We start from the raw sequence: 14954 nt of genomic DNA on the forward strand, positions 1-14954 counted from the left end.
AAAATTCAGGTTCATGAAAGCTATTAATCCGTTTACAGGCAAGGTTTGTGGTATCTATCCGAAACACACAGAGAAGGAAGTTATTCAGATTATTGATAAGGTTGATTTGGCTTTTAAAAGCTGGAAAAGAGTTGCTTTTGCTGATCGTGCAAAATACATGTTCCGATTGGGCGAGTTGCTTCTTGAGAAGAAGGATTGGCTGTCGGATCTGATCAGCACTGAAATGGGCAAGGTTAAAAAGGAAGCGGGTGGAGAAGTTGAAAAATGCGCGTGGGTGTGCCGGTACTACGCAGAGAATGCAGAGGCTTTTCTGAAGAATGAGACGATAAAAACCGAGGCCAGTCTGTCTTTTGTTAGCTTTCAGCCTGTAGGAACGATATTGGCCATCATGCCGTGGAATTTCCCGTTTTGGCAGGTTTTCCGCTTTTTGGCACCCAACCTGATGGCCGGAAATACAGGCTTGCTGAAACATGCGAGTAACGTACCCGGCTGTGCACTGGCCATCGAGCAACTGGTCGGAGAAGCTGGTTTTCCGGAAGATGTCTTTCGAGCGGTTTTGATCAGCGGTTCTGAAACAAAGTCGGTTATTGAAAATGCCAAAATAAAAGGAGTTACCCTGACTGGCAGCACGCCTGCAGGTAAGGCCGTCGCCGCTGCGGCTGGTGCTGTACTGAAAAAGACGGTTTTGGAATTGGGCGGTAGCGACCCTTATGTGATTCTGGAAGACGCTGATATTGCTGAAGCGGCGGGTTTGTGTGCCAGCGGACGTTTGCTAAATGCCGGGCAGAGTTGTATTGGGGCGAAGCGTTTTATCGTGATGGATGCTGTTTACGATGAGTTTAAGGCCGAATTTTTGAAGCACATGCAGGCAGCTGTTTTTGGCGATCCGATGGATGATAAAACGACGATTGGTCCGATGGCGCGTACCGATTTGCGGGATGAATTGCACGAACAGGTGACCAAAAGTGTGGAGAAAGGAGCAGCCATTTTGTGTGGAGGGTTTGTTCCCCAAGCAGAAGCAGCTTTTTATCCGGCAACGGTTCTCGAAAATGTAAAACCGGGAATGCCTGCTTATCACGAAGAGCTGTTTGGACCGGTGGCGTCGCTCTTTCGTGTTTACAATCTCGAAGAAGCCGTTTCGATAGCAAATGACACTGTTTTTGGCCTAGGAGCGGCGGTCTTCACACGAGACCATGAAAAAGGCCTGAAATTAGCTGAAACCGGCGTGGAATCGGGCTGTGTGTTTATCAACGATTTTGTGAAATCGGACCCACGTTTACCTTTTGGCGGTGTCAAGGAAAGTGGTTATGGACGCGAATTGTCGTTACTGGGTATTCGCGAATTTGTAAACGCGAAAACAGTTGTGCTGAAATAGATTGCAGCAATAAAAAAAGGAGTATTTCAGTCTGATCCGGAACTTTACATTTCTAAATGAAGTTTCTTGCAAACCATCCAAATGCAGCAATAAACAGCACGATTGAAAGTACCAACATACTTGCTTCAATGCGGTATCGTCGTTTCAGATCGGCTTTAATTTGTTGCTGAATTCGTTGCTTTTCAGCTTCTGTACCTTCTTTGAATTTTAACTCCAGATGTGATCCAAAATAGATAAATCCTTCTTCATCCTCTCCAAAATGTCTGCGCTTTTTTAATAGATCACGGTTGAATTTTAATCGGCTAATCATATCCGCGATATGGCCAGCACCTGCTTCTAACATGATTTGTATAGTTTAAGTTTGAATCAAGTTACGACAACTATACTTAAATCACAATTATGTTTTGAAATTATTTGATAAAAAACAGGTGATTTAATGTTGATCTGACTTATTTCGAACTGCAGGAGGAAATAATTTTTCCAATGTTTTTTGTCGGTAGGAGAAGATGGCTTGGAGTTGTCCTTTAACGAAAAGGGCGTGAGCGAAATGCCCGAGAAACCCGAAAGGCAGTTTATAGGAAACCTTGTCAGTCATCAACACGCCATCCTTTATCGTTTTAAAACGGTGTTCGTGATGCCACATTTTGTAAGGTCCAAAACGTTGTTCATCAACGAAGTAATTGCCGATGTCAGCTACTGTAATCTCTGTTACCCAATTCGTTTTTGTTCCGGGAAATAGAGATAAGGTGTAACTAATGATCTGACCCACATACATTCTTTCGGGTTTTCCCGATGTGATCCTGAATTTCATGTGGGGCGGTGTCATCAGGCACAAATTCTCAGGCGATGAAAAAAATTCCCAGGCTTTGTCTATGGTAATGGGTACGAATTGTTCGGTTTCTAAGGTGAACATACCCGAATGGCGGCGAAATTCAATCATTGGACTTTACTTTAATTTCCATGATGAACAACGTTTAATTACAATTTGTTTATAGTATTGCCCGTAATATTAAACAAAAATAATGCTCGAAATAATCTGCGTTTACAAGAAAATAGAAAAAAAACAGATAAAAATTCATACCAGATTTGAACCATCCCTGCAACATGTTGTTTTAATGTCAGAGTTCGATGTTCAGAAAGATGTTGAAGAGGTCGAGAGAAAAGGTAATGATCGTGGAGATGAAGTGAGGGAACGTCGAACTATTTTGAAAAAGATAAAGAAGATTTTCTAGCAGATAGATTCAGGTTTAGTTTAGGTTTAGTTGGTTTATTAGTGTAAAAGGTTCGTTGAAGAAACGAACCTTTTTTTTATGCAAAAAACCGCTCTTGCGTACAAAAGCGGTTCAAAATATGTAGAGTAAGTTGCCGATCCGCAGTGCAGTACTGCAACTTACGAAAGCGCCGCCAACAAGAGTTGGCAACGACTGTTTTTAAATCATTTCCTCAGTACCTTTTCAAAACAAACACTGTCCAGAACACCTTCGTATTGACCGTAATTGGGAATACGATGGTAACTGTTTTTGGTGTACAGTGCGATGGCCTCCGGTTGTTTAACTCCGGTTTCCAAAATACACCTGGAATAGTGTAATTCGGCAGCCCAGCGTTCCAGTTCTTTCAAAACAGTAGAGGCGATTCCTTTACCCCGAAGCTCCGGGTTTGTGAACATCCGTTTCACTTCTGTAACACCTTCCGAGTACTCTTTAATGGCACCGCAACCGACCGGATTTTCGTCTAAATACGCGACAACCACATGTTTGATCAGATCAATCTTGTTGTATTGAGCGTAAAAAGCATGATCCTCGCCATCCCGGATTGCCAGATCGGCGTCCAGTTTTTTTACCAAACTAACAAAGTCGGCATTGGTGGAATCGGTGCGTGTTATCCGGATCATTGTTTGTTTCCTCTTGAATTAGCGTACTTCAGAACCGTTTTTAACCTTGTTCACCGGCGAAACGAATTTCAGCGTTCCGTCAGCATCTTCAGCCATCAGGATCATGCCTTGAGAGTCAATTCCGCGTAGTTTTCGAGGTTCCAGGTTCACCAGGATTGAAACTTGTTGTCCAATCACTTCTTCGGGCTTGTAGTATTCGGCAATACCCGAAACCACAGTGCGTTTGTCAATACCGGTATCAACCAGCAACTTCATCAGCTTTTTGGTTTTCGCTACCACTTCAGCTTCCAGAATTGTTCCGGTACGGATATCCATTTTCATGAAATCGTCGAAGCTGCAGTTTTCTTTAGCCGGTTTAGCAACAGCAGCTGCCGCTTCATTGGCTTTTTTGGTATCCAGCAATTTCTGAACCTGAGTGTCGATGGTTGCGTCCTCGATCTTCTCGAACAACAAATCGGGTTTGTTGGTCTGATGACCTGCAGCCAGCAAATCGGTACGACCTAGTTCGCTCCAGGGCAGTTGTTCCATGTTCAGGAAACCACGGAGTTTTTCCATACTGAATGGGAGGAACGGATCCAGCATAACGGTCAGGTTGGCGGTAATCTGCAAGCAGATATTCATCACCGTTTTCACACGTTCCGGATCGGTTTTAACCACTTTCCATGGTTCTTCGTCGGCCAGGTACTTGTTGCCCAAACGAGCCAAATCCATCGCCAGTTTCAGGGCTTCGCGAAAGCGGTAAGTTTCCAGGCTCTTTTCTACGTCAGCTTTCAATTTGGCAATCTCGGCCAAAGCAGCTTTGTCCACCTCGTTGGTTTCGCCTAAAGCCGGAACCTCGCCGTTGTAATATTTTTGTGTGAGCACCAAAGCACGGTTCACAAAGTTACCGAGCACGGCAACCAGCTCATTGTTATTGCGGGCCTGAAAGTCTTTCCAGGTGAAGTCGTTATCTTTTGTTTCCGGTGCATTGGCAGTCAAGGTGTATTTCAACACATCTTCTTTTCCGGGGAATTCATCCAGGTATTCGTGGAGCCAAACTGCCCAGTTGCGCGAAGTTGAAATTTTATCGCCTTCGAGGTTCAGGAATTCGTTGGCCGGAACGTTTTCAGGCAGAATGTAACTTCCCTCAGCCTTCAGCATACTTGGGAAAATGATACAGTGGAAAACGATGTTGTCTTTTCCGATGAAGTGTACCATTTTACACTCCGGATCTTTCCAGTATTTTTCCCATTCCGGTGTGCATTCTTTCGTAGCCGAAATGTAGCCGATTGGCGCGTCGAACCAAACGTAGAGCACTTTACCTTCTGCACCTTCAACCGGAACAGGCACACCCCAGTCGAGGTCGCGGGTCACGGCACGAGGCTGCAAACCACTGTCGATCCAGCTTTTGCATTGTCCGTACACGTTCGATTTCCATTCTTTGTGGCCTTCCAGAATCCATTCTTTCAACCAGGGTTCGTACTGATCGAGCGGCAAGTACCAGTGCTTTGTTTCTTTCAATACCGGTGTGTTTCCGCTGATCATCGATTTCGGGTTGATCAGTTCTGTTGGGCTCAGCGAAGTACCGCAGCTTTCGCATTGGTCGCCGTAAGCTTTTTCGAACGAACATTTCGGGCAGGTACCCACAATGTATCGGTCGGCCAGGAATTGTTTGTTTTCCTCGTCGTAATATTGTTCCGAAGTTTGCTCTACAAACTTGCCGTTTTCGTACAGCGTTTTGAAGAATTCGGAAGCTGTTTCGTGATGAATCGGAGCGCTGGTACGCGAATACACATCGAAGGAGATGCCGAAGCGTGAAAACGCGTCTTTGATGATGTTGTGGTATTTATCGACAACATCCTGCGGGGTAATCCCTTCGTTTTTAGCTTTCAAAGTAATTGGCACACCATGCTCGTCGGATCCACCAATGAAAAGCACATCTTCGCCTTTCATGCGCAAATAGCGGGCATAAATATCGGCCGGAACGTAAACTCCGGCTAAGTGACCAATGTGTACCGGCCCGTTGGCATAGGGAAGGGCCGAAGTAATCAGCGTACGTTTATACTGGCTCATTTTATCTTTTTTTCGTCGTTTCTGCGATTAATTTTTTACGGGCTACAAAGATAGTTTTTTTCACGGATGCACACTTCGGCTTGTTTCGCTAATTCGTTGATTTTGTAATTCGTTGATATTGTTTTTAAAACGAATATGTAGTAACTTCTGATTTCAATAATTACCCTCTGTTTTAATTTAAATCGACATTTATGAGTTTCATGAAAGAATTCAAGACTTTTGCCATGAAAGGCAATGTAGTCGACATGGCGGTTGGTATCATCATCGGTGGTGCTTTTGGTAAAATTGTCGCCTCGTTTGTGAATGATGTGCTAATGCCGCCAATTGGTTTATTGCTGGGTGGTTCGAACTTCGGAGCCTTTAAATTGGTGTTGAAGGACGAAGTGGTGGATGCAGCCGGAGAAGTGGTTCAGAAAGCTGTGAGTATCAACTACGGAACGTTTCTGCAAACGACCGTCGACTTCATCATCATTGCTTTCGCGATCTTTATGATGATTAAAGCAATGAACCAGCTGAAGAAGAAAGAAGAAGCGAAACCTGCTCCACCGCCAGCTCCAAGCAAAGAAGAAGTTTTGTTAACTGAAATCCGCGATCTATTGAAGCAAAAGTAGACAGACTACCGCATACGACAAGGCACTCCTGGAAACAGCGAGTGCTTTTTGTTTCTGAAAGTAACTGATTAAAAGTGCTTCCTACTGGTTGCATTTGGTTTTGCCATTCTCTGAAATTATCCTTTGAATAGTATTTATTATTCAGATAAATCGATCTGTATATTAAAAATATTTCGTTTAGAAGGCCGATTCAGTGTGAAACCACAAAAAGCTTTGTATCTTGGTGTTAACAAACAAGAAAACTATGATCGGATTTAATAATGGTGTCTTTCAAGACCTATCCCAAATCAATATACCAATTACCAGTCTGTCGATAAACCGCGGTTACGGAGGCTTCGAGTTCTTCGAGATTATCCACGGGAGGCCTTTTTATGGCGATCGGCATTTAAACCGGTTTCGGCATACCCTGGAGCTGCTGAAACTAAAAATTTCCTACGACGATCAGTTGGACGAAATTGTGGGCGACCTGATTCGACGGAATCATTTGGAACATGCGTACATGAAGCTTTTTGCCTTGCCTCATGCAACTGCAGGCAAAGGTTTCCGCGATGCCAGTTTGTATGTTTTTCCGACGGATATGCCCGCTTTCGACCCGGTGTTGTACGAGGAAGGAGCCAGGCTGGCCTTAAAGAACTTTCGGCGGTTTATGCCCGAAGCCAAGTCGACTAGTTACCTGGCGGGGCAATTTTGGATGGACGAACAGACGGATGATCGGGTGGTGGATGTGCTGTTTCACAACGGGTATTCGGTGCAGGAAACCTCGCGGGGAAATGTTTTTGTGGTGAAGGACAATACGGTGATTACGCCGGCCGATGACGTATTAATGGGAGTTACCCGTGGGCTGGTCATCGAGTTGTTGGCACATCACGGTTTGTTGCATGCCGAGGCGGAAGTGAGCCTGGCATTGCTCAACGGCGCCGACGAGGTGTTTCTTTCGAGCACGACCAAACATATTCTTCCGATCGTTCAGATTGACGGACGAAAGGTGGGTAAAGGCACCCCCGGGCCGGTGACCAGAGAACTAATCCTAGCTTTTCAGGCTTTAAAGGATGCGTTTTGATAGAACACTTTTGTTCGTTTTAGGCTAAATTTGCCGAAAAACAAAATCATGGAAAACTTCAGGAATACCCTCATTCAGATTACCCAAAAAGGAATGGGACAGGGAGATGATGAACTTGGTCTCGTACTGCTCAAAAACTATTTGACATTGTTGGCCGAAGAAAGCGAAATGCCCCGCGTAATTGCTTTTTACAATGGCGGCGTGCAGCTCATTTGCAGTGGATCGCCGGTGATTGAACAGCTGAAAGTTCTGGAGAAAAAAGGTGTCCGTTTGCTGGCCTGTAAAACCTGCCTGAAATACTACGACCTGTTGGAAAAAAGGGAAACCGGTATTGAAGGGACCATGATGGACATTATTGAACTTCAGAAAGTAGCCGAAAAAGTCATCAACCTCTAGCACGTGTAAAACGCAGATTTCGTGTATCTTTGATTGAAACCGCCCATTTTCAAAACAAGTGAAGCGCATGCAGCAAACCTGTAAAAACTGCGACAATCAATTTGAAGGAAACTTCTGCAACCAATGCGGGCAGGAAGCCGGTGTTCAGAAAATAAACCTGCGCTTTATTGGTTACGATTTGCAGCAAGGCCTGTTGAATTTCGATTCGGGTATGCTTTATACGATCAAAGAGCTGTTTACCCGCCCGGGCCATTCCATCCGGGAGTTTATCGAGGGAAAGCGCGTACATCATTTTAAGCCTGTTTCGCTGGTGGTGATCCTGGCTACCATTTATGCTTTTGTTCATCATTATTTCGGCATGCATTTGTTTACCGATTTAAGTGCCAATCAGGATGAAATTGCCCATGGAACGCTGTTGATTTACAATTTTTTCGAGGATCAATATTCGCTTTTTATCTTGTTATCGATCCCCTTTTTGGCGGTCTGCACCTTTGTTTTGATTCGAAGCCGGGGCTACAGTTTTGCCGAGAATTTGGTGATTATCACCTTTGTTTCAGCACAACGACTGGTGGTTAGTCTGGCAATGTTCCCCTTGTTATATATTTTTGAGGGGGATTACCCCGGCAAGACCGCGATTTCAAGTTTAATATCGATCGGTTTGTATTGCTGGGTTTTTGTGCAGTTGTTTTGGCAAATGAAAAAGTGGAAGGTCATTTTTCTGGCCCTGGCATCATATTGTTTGGGAATTCTTCTGTTCACACTCATTTTTGTGCTGGTCGTTTTCGCGATTTGAAGCGAATGTTCAACCCTTTCAGCGATCATTTGTTAAAATGCTAGTATCGTTTCGCTTTAATTGGATAATTTTAGTCGTTCGTTGGATAGAGAAAATAAATGAGAACAGCCATGAGTTTTAGTGCAGATTTATACAACCAGGAGTTTATCGACAAGTATTTCAAAGGATGGATCGGCGTTTCGGTAGATGTACCGGATGATCCCGACATGGAACCTTTGGTGTTTTACCTCGAAATTGAGTCAAAGTGCAATGCTTCCGGTACGCTCGTGTTTTTACATCGCTGGCAAACCTTCAGTGGTGATAAAAAGCTGCGTTTAAACCTTATTGAAGAGCCCGACGGGCACCTATCCTGCTATTTCTTTACGCCCGGCTACCCTTACTTCAAGCTGGGACGTTTCAAAAATCATGTGAATTGGGATAAGATTCGACGGTTTGTGGAACTGCAGAAAAAATATTCGGCTTACCAGGTAGTTACCCGCTACGCCGACCAAAATTACGACGTGCAGGAAGCCGAATCTCAAAACATCATCGTTTTCCTCGACAACCTCGGATTCCGCCAACGTGAAAAAGTAAAAAGCGGCGAGCTGGAATTCGAATAAGCACAAACGGTAAAAAAAAGAAAAGCCGTCCTGAGTGGCAGGAGCGGCTTTCGACTTGTTTAACGCAATTATTCGAGGTAAGGGATATCTTTGTTCTTTTCAGAATTCAAACTTCAATGGGCTTTGCCTGTACCCTGCTGTAAGGGCTCGAAAAAATGGCATAGAGCATAAAATAAACTCCGCCGGCAATTACAGCAAGTAACATGGCTAAAGCGATAAATATGTTGCTGACATGTTTTCTGATCATGGCTTAATCTTTCTAAACTTTATTCAATCTTGTTTCCTTTTCTCTTCTCGTTCGAAGATCTCATGCTATGTTGCAACTGTCCTTTTAAAACCAATTTGTGTGCCGAAAAGTAGCATCATGCGTAAGTCGCACATAATCAGTAGATGTTTGTTTTGGCATCATCGCTTCTGTTTCTCAGTTTGATAAAACGATCTCAAAATCGATAATCATTTTGCGCAACGGAGGAATATCCGGAAAGTTTGAGATGTCATTCTGAATTCATTTCGGAATTTTTTGAAATCTTGGAATAGGGTTCAAAGCCGTCAATTGTTGACCGAAAACTGTCCACGTCAGATTGAACACTGTTTACTGTAACTGATCACTTAATTGAACGGCACTTTCGACATTCTTCCACTAATTTTCCTACTTTTGAGCCAGTTTTCGGTGGCTTTGCTGCTTTCATTTAGCAAGAAGCAGCTGCCTTAATAAGGGAATCCGGTGCGAATCCGGAGCAGTCCCCGCTGCTGTAAACCTCGTAATACTTTCTGTACCATCGCCACTGTTCCGATTGCAATCGGGATGGGAAGGCCGCAGAAAGGAGGTGAGCCAGAAGACCTGCCGCAAACAACAAGTATTAACCGGATCTTCGGGGAACAAGATCGTTGGAATACACATTCCATCTCTATCTATCCCCGGATCATAATCGATTCAAGCGAAATGAATGTATTTGTTTCATGGAGCGGCGGCAAGGACTGTATGTTGGCTTTGCATCGTACGCTCAAATCAGGAAGCCACCGGGTGATGGGCTTGCTGAACATGTGCGACCGCGATTCGCAGTTATCCCGTTCACACGGGCTGAAAAAAGAACTCATCCAGCGGCAGGCCGATGCTTTGGGTTTGCGTCTCATCCAACCCGAAACGCGCAACGGCGAGTACGAAAAAGATTTCAAAGCAGCCATTGCCGAACTGAAAGCTGAGCGTCTGGAAGGTGTTGTTTTTGGGGACATCTACCTGATGGAGCATCGAACCTGGATTGAACGTGTTTGCAGCGAAATGGGTATCGCAGCCATTTTCCCGATTTGGGGTAACACGACCAATGGTTTGGCACGCGAACTGTTATTGGAAGGCTATCAGCCGCTGGTGGTTGCTGTGCGGAATGAACCGCTGCCGCAATCATATCTGGGCCGAATTTTCGACGCGCAGATGATTGCTGAGCTGGAGGCGATGGAGGGCGTGGACATTTGTGCCGAGAATGGCGAGTTTCACAGCTTTGTGATCGACGGTCCAATCTTTCGGCATCGTGTATCCGTAAAACACGGACAGTCTTATTTCGATAAAAACCACTGGTATTTACCCTTGAATTAATGAAGAAATTGAAATTTTATTTATCCCTGTTATTTGCCCTTTTGGTGTTGTCGGGGCAGGCGCAGACGCCTAAGCGCATTATCTCGCTGGCTCCCTCGCTGACCAAAAGTCTGTACATGTTGGGCGCCGAAGATCTGTTGGTAGGCTGTACCAGTTTCTGCACCTTGCAGGATCCGGATGATGCTGAAGTGGTGGCCTCGGCCGTAAAAGTGAACCTGGAGAAAGCCATGATGCTTAAGCCGGACTTGGTATTGACCAGTTCGCTGACCAGCCCCGAAACGACACGGACTTTTGAGAAACTTGGCGTAGAAACCATGTATTTCCCTTATCCGAAATCGTACGAGGAGATGTGTCAATATTTACTTCGTTTGGGTGAAAAGATAGGCCGAAAAGAACTGGCTGAAAAGTTGGTGAAAGAGTCGCGGGCACGCTTGGCAAAGGTGATGGCTACAGTTCCAAAGACTGATCACAAGCCACGGGTGTTTATGCAGATTGGTGCCAATCCGCTGTTTACGGTGGTTCCAAATACCTTTATGCAGGACTTTATCGACTTCTCGGCTTGCGAGAACATTGCCGGTGACCTGGAAATAGGAAGCATCACCCGCGAAGGTGTGTTGGTACGCAATCCTGATGTCATTTTTGTCATTCTGATGGGCTCACTCAGCGCCGATGAGAAGGACAAGTGGGAGAGCTACAAGAGCCTCAATGCGGTGAAAAACAAGAAAATTTTTGTACTCGATTCTGAAAAAACATGCAGCCCCACGCCGCTCGATTTCGTTGATGCGCTGGAGCAAATGATTGGACTGATTTATAATTAAAAAGTCGTGAGACACGAGTATTGAGTCGTGAGTGAGAAAGTCGCAGTTTCAGTGGTCGTTTCACTTCAACGCATTGGATACTCTGTGTTTAAATGAGAAAAGAAGTCTTATTACTCGTGTCTCACGACTCAACACTAAATAAATTAAGAATGAAAAAAGGACTTGTTCACATATACACCGGAACTGGGAAGGGGAAAACGACCTGCTCGGTTGGTTTGGGTGCTCGGGCGTTGGGGCAGGGGTTTAAAGTGACCTATTGCCACTTTATGAAACGCCCTGAATTGTACGGCTATCACGAGATTGACAGCCTGAAAGCCTTGGGTGCAACCATTTTCGGATTTACCGATGGCCACCCGCATTTCAACAAGGAAGTGACGCCCGAAATGTTGCAAAAACAGGTGGCCGAAGCTTTGGTGTTTTTGTCGGGCTACCTGCAAACGGCAAAGCCTGATTTGATGATCATGGACGAAATTCTGATCACTGTTCGCGACGGTTTTCTGGAAGAAGATGTACTTTTGGACTTCGTGAATCAGAAACCGGAAGGAACTGAGCTTGTATTGACTGGTCGCGGTGCCACGGCAAAGCTGATTGAACGGGCCGATTACGTCAGCGAAATCAACATGGTTAAACATCCCTACCAGCAAGGTATTCCGAGCCGGAAAGGGATCGAGTTTTAGCAATTACCTTTTCGCTGAGGTCAATCTGAATGATTGTGAGTGCTGGGAGGGTATGAAAAGGAGAGAAGAAAGCTAGCTGAGGCTCTTAGAATTTGGAATTTAAAACTTGGAATTTGCATATTGAAAAATAACCCGAAATACCTGAAATGGTTGCTAGCCGTGATTGGACTGGCAGCTTTGCTGCTTTTTGCGGTGCTGCTGTCGTTAAGCTCAGGTGAAATGAAAATCGGCCTCGGCGACGCGCTGAAAATGCTTTTTGCCGGAGGTGATCACACGAGCATTGAATACATGCTGGTTCGGCAGGTTCGCTTGCCGCGTATTATTTTGGGTTTGGCAGTTGGCGGTGCTTTGAGTCTGGCAGGTGTTATTCTGCAGGGTATTTACCGCAACCCGCTGGTCGAGCCATTCACACTGGGAATTTCCGGCGGTGCTTCCCTGGGGGTGGCCATAACCATCGTGTTTGGCTTGCAGCTGTCGCTCGGCTCTTTCATGTTGCCGGTCTCGGGTTTTATCGGCGCTTTCCTGATTATTTTCCTTGTTTATACCATCAGTTCCCGTCGCGGAACAATCGATATTCAACGCATGCTGCTAACCGGTGTCATGGTGAGTTTTGTGGCTTCGTCAGCCATGATGTTCCTCATGTCCATCAGCACCAGTGAAAACCTTCACGGTATTATTTTCTGGATCATGGGCTCGCTGGACGAACCGGACACTTTCCTGATCTGGCTCACGCTGATTACAAGTTTGATTGTGCTGGTGCTGTCGTACTTCTTCGTTCAACCTTTAAATGCTTTGCGTTTGGGTGAAGAAAAAGCAATGCATCTGGGAATCAATACCAATGTGGCAGTCAGGGTGCTCTTTATTTTGGCCTCTTTGCTGGCGGGTATTTGTGTAGCAGTTGCCGGTGTGATCGGCTTTGTGGGCCTCATTATTCCGCACCTGTTGCGATTGGTTTTCGGATCTGACTACCGCATTCTGCTGATCAGTTCGTTTCTGTTTGGCGGGTCGTTTTTGGTTCTCTCGGATGTGGTTGCCCGAACCATTATTGCGCCCAACGAACTGCCGATTGGCGTTATTACCGGTATCATCGGCGGGGTGGTGTTTATTTTGATGATGAGCCGTAAAAAGAACCTGGTATGAGCGCAAACTTCTTCGAAATAAAGCAATTCTCCTGTGGCTATCCGTCCTTCCATTTGTCGGATATCAGCTTCAGTTTGGAGCGGGGAACTTTTGCCGGCATCATCGGCCCGAACGGATCGGGCAAAACGACCTTGTTCCGGGGCATCACCGGGACACTTTCAACCTTGGCGGGAGAAGTTCGCCTGCAGGGTAAAAATCTGAAAGAACTCTCGCTGCAAAAACGCGCGCAAAATATTGCCATTGTTACGCAAACGGTTGATGCCGGGCAAATCACTGTCGAGGATTACGTGCTGATGGGGCGCATGCCGTATCATTCACGATTTCAGTTTTTCGAGACGAAACGAGACTACGAGCTGGCTCAAAAATACATGGAGTTGACCGGTGTTTTGAAGCACAAAGACAAGCTGATGACCGAGCTCAGTGGCGGTGAGCAACAACGTGCAGCCATTGCCCGGGCATTAACACAGGAACCGGAGTTGCTTTTGCTTGATGAACCAACATCCCACCTCGATATTACCCACCAGGTACGCATTCTGAATTTGCTTCAACGGTTGAATGACGAAATGGGATTAACAGTTTTGATGGTTGTTCACGATCTCAATTTGGCTTCCGAGTACTGCGATCAGTTAATTATGTTCCGGGAGGGGAAAATATTTCTGCAAGGAAAACCGGAAAATGTACTTACTTTCGAAACGATCGAAGAGGTTTACAAGACCCCGGTAATCACCCGAATCAACCCGTATTCCAATAAACCGGTGATCTTTTTGGTTAGCGAGAAAATGATGAAGAATCGTTAAATGATGTTTCAGTGACACAATCTTTGAGAAGTCTGCTGAAAATGTTTAATTTGAGCTAAATTATTTAACTAGCATGACTATCAAAAGCGAAATCAACCTGAATTCTCCTTCTTCAGAATACCTGTCTCATTTATCGATTGACTGTGTGGTTTTCGGATTTCACGAAAACCAGTTGAAAGTGTTGTTGCTCGAGTCAAACTTCTTCGAAGAGTGGGCATTACCGGGCGGATTTGTTCGCCACAAAGAAACACTTGAGGAGGCAGCTACCCGCATTCTGCAGGAACGAACCGGAGTCGACGAAATCTTCCTGACACAATTCCGTGTATTCAGCGATCCGGAGCGGAAAAACCCCGGCTTCAAACCCGATTCGATGCAGAAAGCAGGCATCAGCATGGAGAACTTCGATTGGTTAAATCAACGCTTTTTGTCGGTTGGTTTTTATGCATTGATCGAGTTTTCGAAAGTCAACCCGCAGCCTGATTTGTATTCGTCGAAATGCGAATGGAAGAACGTTGAGGAAGTTTGCTCACTGATGATGGATCACAACGAAATTTTGGAAGCGGCATTGGAAACGCTTCGTTTGCAGTTGCGCTATCAACCAATTGGTTACAACTTGCTGCCCGAGAAATTTACCATGCCCGAGCTGCAAAAGCTCTACGAAACGATTTTGGGACGTGAACTCGATCGTCGCAACTTCCAACGTAAAATATTAAGCTACAAAATTGTGAAGCGATTGCCCGAACGCCGGACAGGTGTTGCCTACAAGGCACCTTATCTATACAGCTTCGATTTGGATGTTTACAACAGAGCACTGACGGATGGTCTTTCCGGTGATTGGTGATCGTTAGCAGAACTTGAATTTTTAAGGAATTTTAAGGACTTCATGAAGTCCGACAAAAATAATTCCTACTTTTGTCGCGGATTTGGTTCCAGCGATCCGGCAGTTGTCGGATCCGGATGAAAAGGGAATCCGGTGTAAATCCGGAGCTGTACCCGCAGCTGTAAACCTCGGTAATCTTTCTGAAACCCCTGCCACTGTTTCCAAACAAGCGAGACGGGAAGGCATCAGAAAGAGAGGTGAGCCAGAAGACCTGCCATAATCTTTTTAAGTATTAACAATAGCTTCGGGAATAAAGCTGGTGAAATAGTATAAT

General features: G+C 45.3%; 17 protein-coding genes and 2 riboswitches. Of the genes, 12 read left to right on the plus strand and 5 right to left on the minus strand.

The features are described 5' to 3' along the window. The first annotated feature begins 13 nt into the window (after positions 1-13). A complete protein-coding gene (locus BC643_RS13110) occupies positions 14-1375 on the plus strand; it encodes an NAD-dependent succinate-semialdehyde dehydrogenase (RefSeq protein WP_120273516.1) in 1362 nt (453 codons plus the stop codon). Between the two features lie 52 nt (positions 1376-1427). Here the strand turns inward: BC643_RS13110 and BC643_RS13115 are convergent, their stop codons facing one another. The 4 genes from BC643_RS13115 to metG all read right to left on the minus strand — a co-directional run bounded on the left by BC643_RS13115 (position 1428) and on the right by metG (position 5318). Next, positions 1428-1718 (minus strand): hypothetical protein, encoded by a 291-nt coding sequence (locus BC643_RS13115; RefSeq protein WP_120273517.1) that lies wholly within the window; start codon positions 1716-1718, stop codon positions 1428-1430. A gap of 90 nt (positions 1719-1808) precedes the next feature. After that, positions 1809-2315 (minus strand): SRPBCC family protein, encoded by a 507-nt coding sequence (locus BC643_RS13120; RefSeq protein WP_245994952.1) that lies wholly within the window; start codon positions 2313-2315, stop codon positions 1809-1811. A 495-nt stretch (positions 2316-2810) separates the two neighbouring features. After that, positions 2811-3266, minus strand: coding sequence for a GNAT family N-acetyltransferase (locus BC643_RS13130; protein WP_211338051.1), 456 nt, complete (start codon positions 3264-3266; stop codon positions 2811-2813). Positions 3267-3284: 18 nt separating this feature from the next. Further along, a complete protein-coding gene (gene metG, locus BC643_RS13135; protein ID WP_120273519.1) occupies positions 3285-5318 on the minus strand; it encodes a methionine--tRNA ligase in 2034 nt (677 codons plus the stop codon). 191 nt (positions 5319-5509) lie between these two features. Here metG and mscL point away from each other — a divergent pair, with 191 nt between their 5' ends. The 5 genes from mscL (at position 5510) to BC643_RS13160 (ending at position 8777) form a co-directional block, all read left to right on the plus strand. Further along, positions 5510-5929, plus strand: a complete 420-nt coding sequence (gene mscL, locus BC643_RS13140) for a large-conductance mechanosensitive channel protein MscL (protein WP_120273520.1) — start codon at positions 5510-5512, stop codon at positions 5927-5929. A 244-nt stretch (positions 5930-6173) separates the two neighbouring features. Then, complete coding sequence (locus BC643_RS13145) at positions 6174-6989, plus strand: aminotransferase class IV (protein ID WP_120273521.1); 816 nt, start codon at positions 6174-6176, stop codon at positions 6987-6989. Positions 6990-7037: 48 nt separating this feature from the next. After that, positions 7038-7385 carry a DsrE family protein gene (locus tag BC643_RS13150; protein ID WP_147377223.1) on the plus strand — a complete coding sequence of 116 codons (348 nt, stop codon included), beginning with the start codon at positions 7038-7040 and terminating at the stop codon, positions 7383-7385. Positions 7386-7452: 67 nt separating this feature from the next. Continuing rightward, positions 7453-8178, plus strand: a complete 726-nt coding sequence (locus BC643_RS13155) for a DUF3667 domain-containing protein (protein WP_120273523.1) — start codon at positions 7453-7455, stop codon at positions 8176-8178. 110 nt (positions 8179-8288) lie between these two features. After that, the gene (locus tag BC643_RS13160; protein ID WP_147377224.1) at positions 8289-8777 is read left to right on the plus strand and encodes a hypothetical protein; all 489 of its coding nucleotides are present in this window, start codon (positions 8289-8291) and stop codon (positions 8775-8777) included. Between the two features lie 106 nt (positions 8778-8883). Here the strand turns inward: BC643_RS13160 and BC643_RS23400 are convergent, their stop codons facing one another. Continuing rightward, positions 8884-9024: a hypothetical protein gene (locus tag BC643_RS23400; protein WP_170154545.1), complete on the minus strand. Its 141-nt coding sequence runs from the start codon at positions 9022-9024 to the stop codon at positions 8884-8886. A 404-nt stretch (positions 9025-9428) separates the two neighbouring features. Continuing rightward, positions 9429-9640, plus strand: a riboswitch (cobalamin riboswitch). A gap of 80 nt (positions 9641-9720) precedes the next feature. Between BC643_RS23400 and BC643_RS13165 the strand changes: the two genes are divergently transcribed. The 6 genes from BC643_RS13165 (at position 9721) to BC643_RS13190 (ending at position 14641) form a co-directional block, all read left to right on the plus strand. Then, positions 9721-10368, plus strand: coding sequence for a Dph6-related ATP pyrophosphatase (locus BC643_RS13165; RefSeq protein WP_120273525.1), 648 nt, complete (start codon positions 9721-9723; stop codon positions 10366-10368). Beyond that, complete coding sequence (locus BC643_RS13170; protein ID WP_120273526.1) at positions 10368-11186, plus strand: ABC transporter substrate-binding protein; 819 nt, start codon at positions 10368-10370, stop codon at positions 11184-11186. Before BC643_RS13165 ends, BC643_RS13170 begins: the two co-directional genes overlap by 1 nt. 149 nt (positions 11187-11335) lie before the next feature. Further along, complete coding sequence (locus BC643_RS13175) at positions 11336-11863, plus strand: cob(I)yrinic acid a,c-diamide adenosyltransferase (protein ID WP_170154546.1); 528 nt, start codon at positions 11336-11338, stop codon at positions 11861-11863. Between the two features lie 120 nt (positions 11864-11983). After that, positions 11984-13003, plus strand: a complete 1020-nt coding sequence (locus tag BC643_RS13180) for a FecCD family ABC transporter permease (protein ID WP_120273528.1) — start codon at positions 11984-11986, stop codon at positions 13001-13003. After that, a complete protein-coding gene (locus BC643_RS13185; RefSeq protein ID WP_120273529.1) occupies positions 13000-13800 on the plus strand; it encodes an ABC transporter ATP-binding protein in 801 nt (266 codons plus the stop codon). Before BC643_RS13180 ends, BC643_RS13185 begins: the two co-directional genes overlap by 4 nt. Before the next feature lie 73 nt (positions 13801-13873). Next, positions 13874-14641 (plus strand): NUDIX hydrolase, encoded by a 768-nt coding sequence (locus BC643_RS13190; RefSeq protein WP_120273530.1) that lies wholly within the window; start codon positions 13874-13876, stop codon positions 14639-14641. A gap of 66 nt (positions 14642-14707) precedes the next feature. Beyond that, positions 14708-14913, plus strand: a riboswitch (cobalamin riboswitch). Positions 14914-14954: the final 41 nt, after the last annotated feature.

This window comes from Mangrovibacterium diazotrophicum (assembly GCF_003610535.1).
Classification (GTDB): Bacteria; Bacteroidota; Bacteroidia; order Bacteroidales; family Prolixibacteraceae; genus Mangrovibacterium; species Mangrovibacterium diazotrophicum.

Bases quoted from the DNA above. Each gene is read 5' to 3' on its own strand.
- mscL (WP_120273520.1), top strand. From the start codon at position 5,510: ATGAGTTTCATGAAAGAATTCAAGACTTTTGCCATGAAAGGCAATGTA.
- BC643_RS13155 (WP_120273523.1), top strand. From the start codon at position 7,453: ATGCAGCAAACCTGTAAAAACTGCGACAATCAATTTGAAGGAAACTTC.
- BC643_RS13115 (WP_120273517.1), bottom strand. From the start codon at position 1,718: ATGTTAGAAGCAGGTGCTGGCCATATCGCGGATATGATTAGCCGATTA.
- BC643_RS13145 (WP_120273521.1), top strand. From the start codon at position 6,174: ATGATCGGATTTAATAATGGTGTCTTTCAAGACCTATCCCAAATCAAT.
- BC643_RS13190 (WP_120273530.1), top strand. From the start codon at position 13,874: ATGACTATCAAAAGCGAAATCAACCTGAATTCTCCTTCTTCAGAATAC.
- BC643_RS13130 (WP_211338051.1), bottom strand. From the start codon at position 3,266: ATGATCCGGATAACACGCACCGATTCCACCAATGCCGACTTTGTTAGT.
- BC643_RS13185 (WP_120273529.1), top strand. From the start codon at position 13,000: ATGAGCGCAAACTTCTTCGAAATAAAGCAATTCTCCTGTGGCTATCCG.
- BC643_RS13165 (WP_120273525.1), top strand. From the start codon at position 9,721: ATGAATGTATTTGTTTCATGGAGCGGCGGCAAGGACTGTATGTTGGCT.
- metG (WP_120273519.1), bottom strand. From the start codon at position 5,318: ATGAGCCAGTATAAACGTACGCTGATTACTTCGGCCCTTCCCTATGCC.
- BC643_RS23400 (WP_170154545.1), bottom strand. From the start codon at position 9,024: ATGATCAGAAAACATGTCAGCAACATATTTATCGCTTTAGCCATGTTA.
- BC643_RS13150 (WP_147377223.1), top strand. From the start codon at position 7,038: ATGGAAAACTTCAGGAATACCCTCATTCAGATTACCCAAAAAGGAATG.
- BC643_RS13120 (WP_245994952.1), bottom strand. From the start codon at position 2,315: ATGATTGAATTTCGCCGCCATTCGGGTATGTTCACCTTAGAAACCGAA.
- BC643_RS13110 (WP_120273516.1), top strand. From the start codon at position 14: ATGAAAGCTATTAATCCGTTTACAGGCAAGGTTTGTGGTATCTATCCG.
- BC643_RS13160 (WP_147377224.1), top strand. From the start codon at position 8,289: ATGAGTTTTAGTGCAGATTTATACAACCAGGAGTTTATCGACAAGTAT.
- BC643_RS13170 (WP_120273526.1), top strand. From the start codon at position 10,368: ATGAAGAAATTGAAATTTTATTTATCCCTGTTATTTGCCCTTTTGGTG.
- BC643_RS13175 (WP_170154546.1), top strand. From the start codon at position 11,336: ATGAAAAAAGGACTTGTTCACATATACACCGGAACTGGGAAGGGGAAA.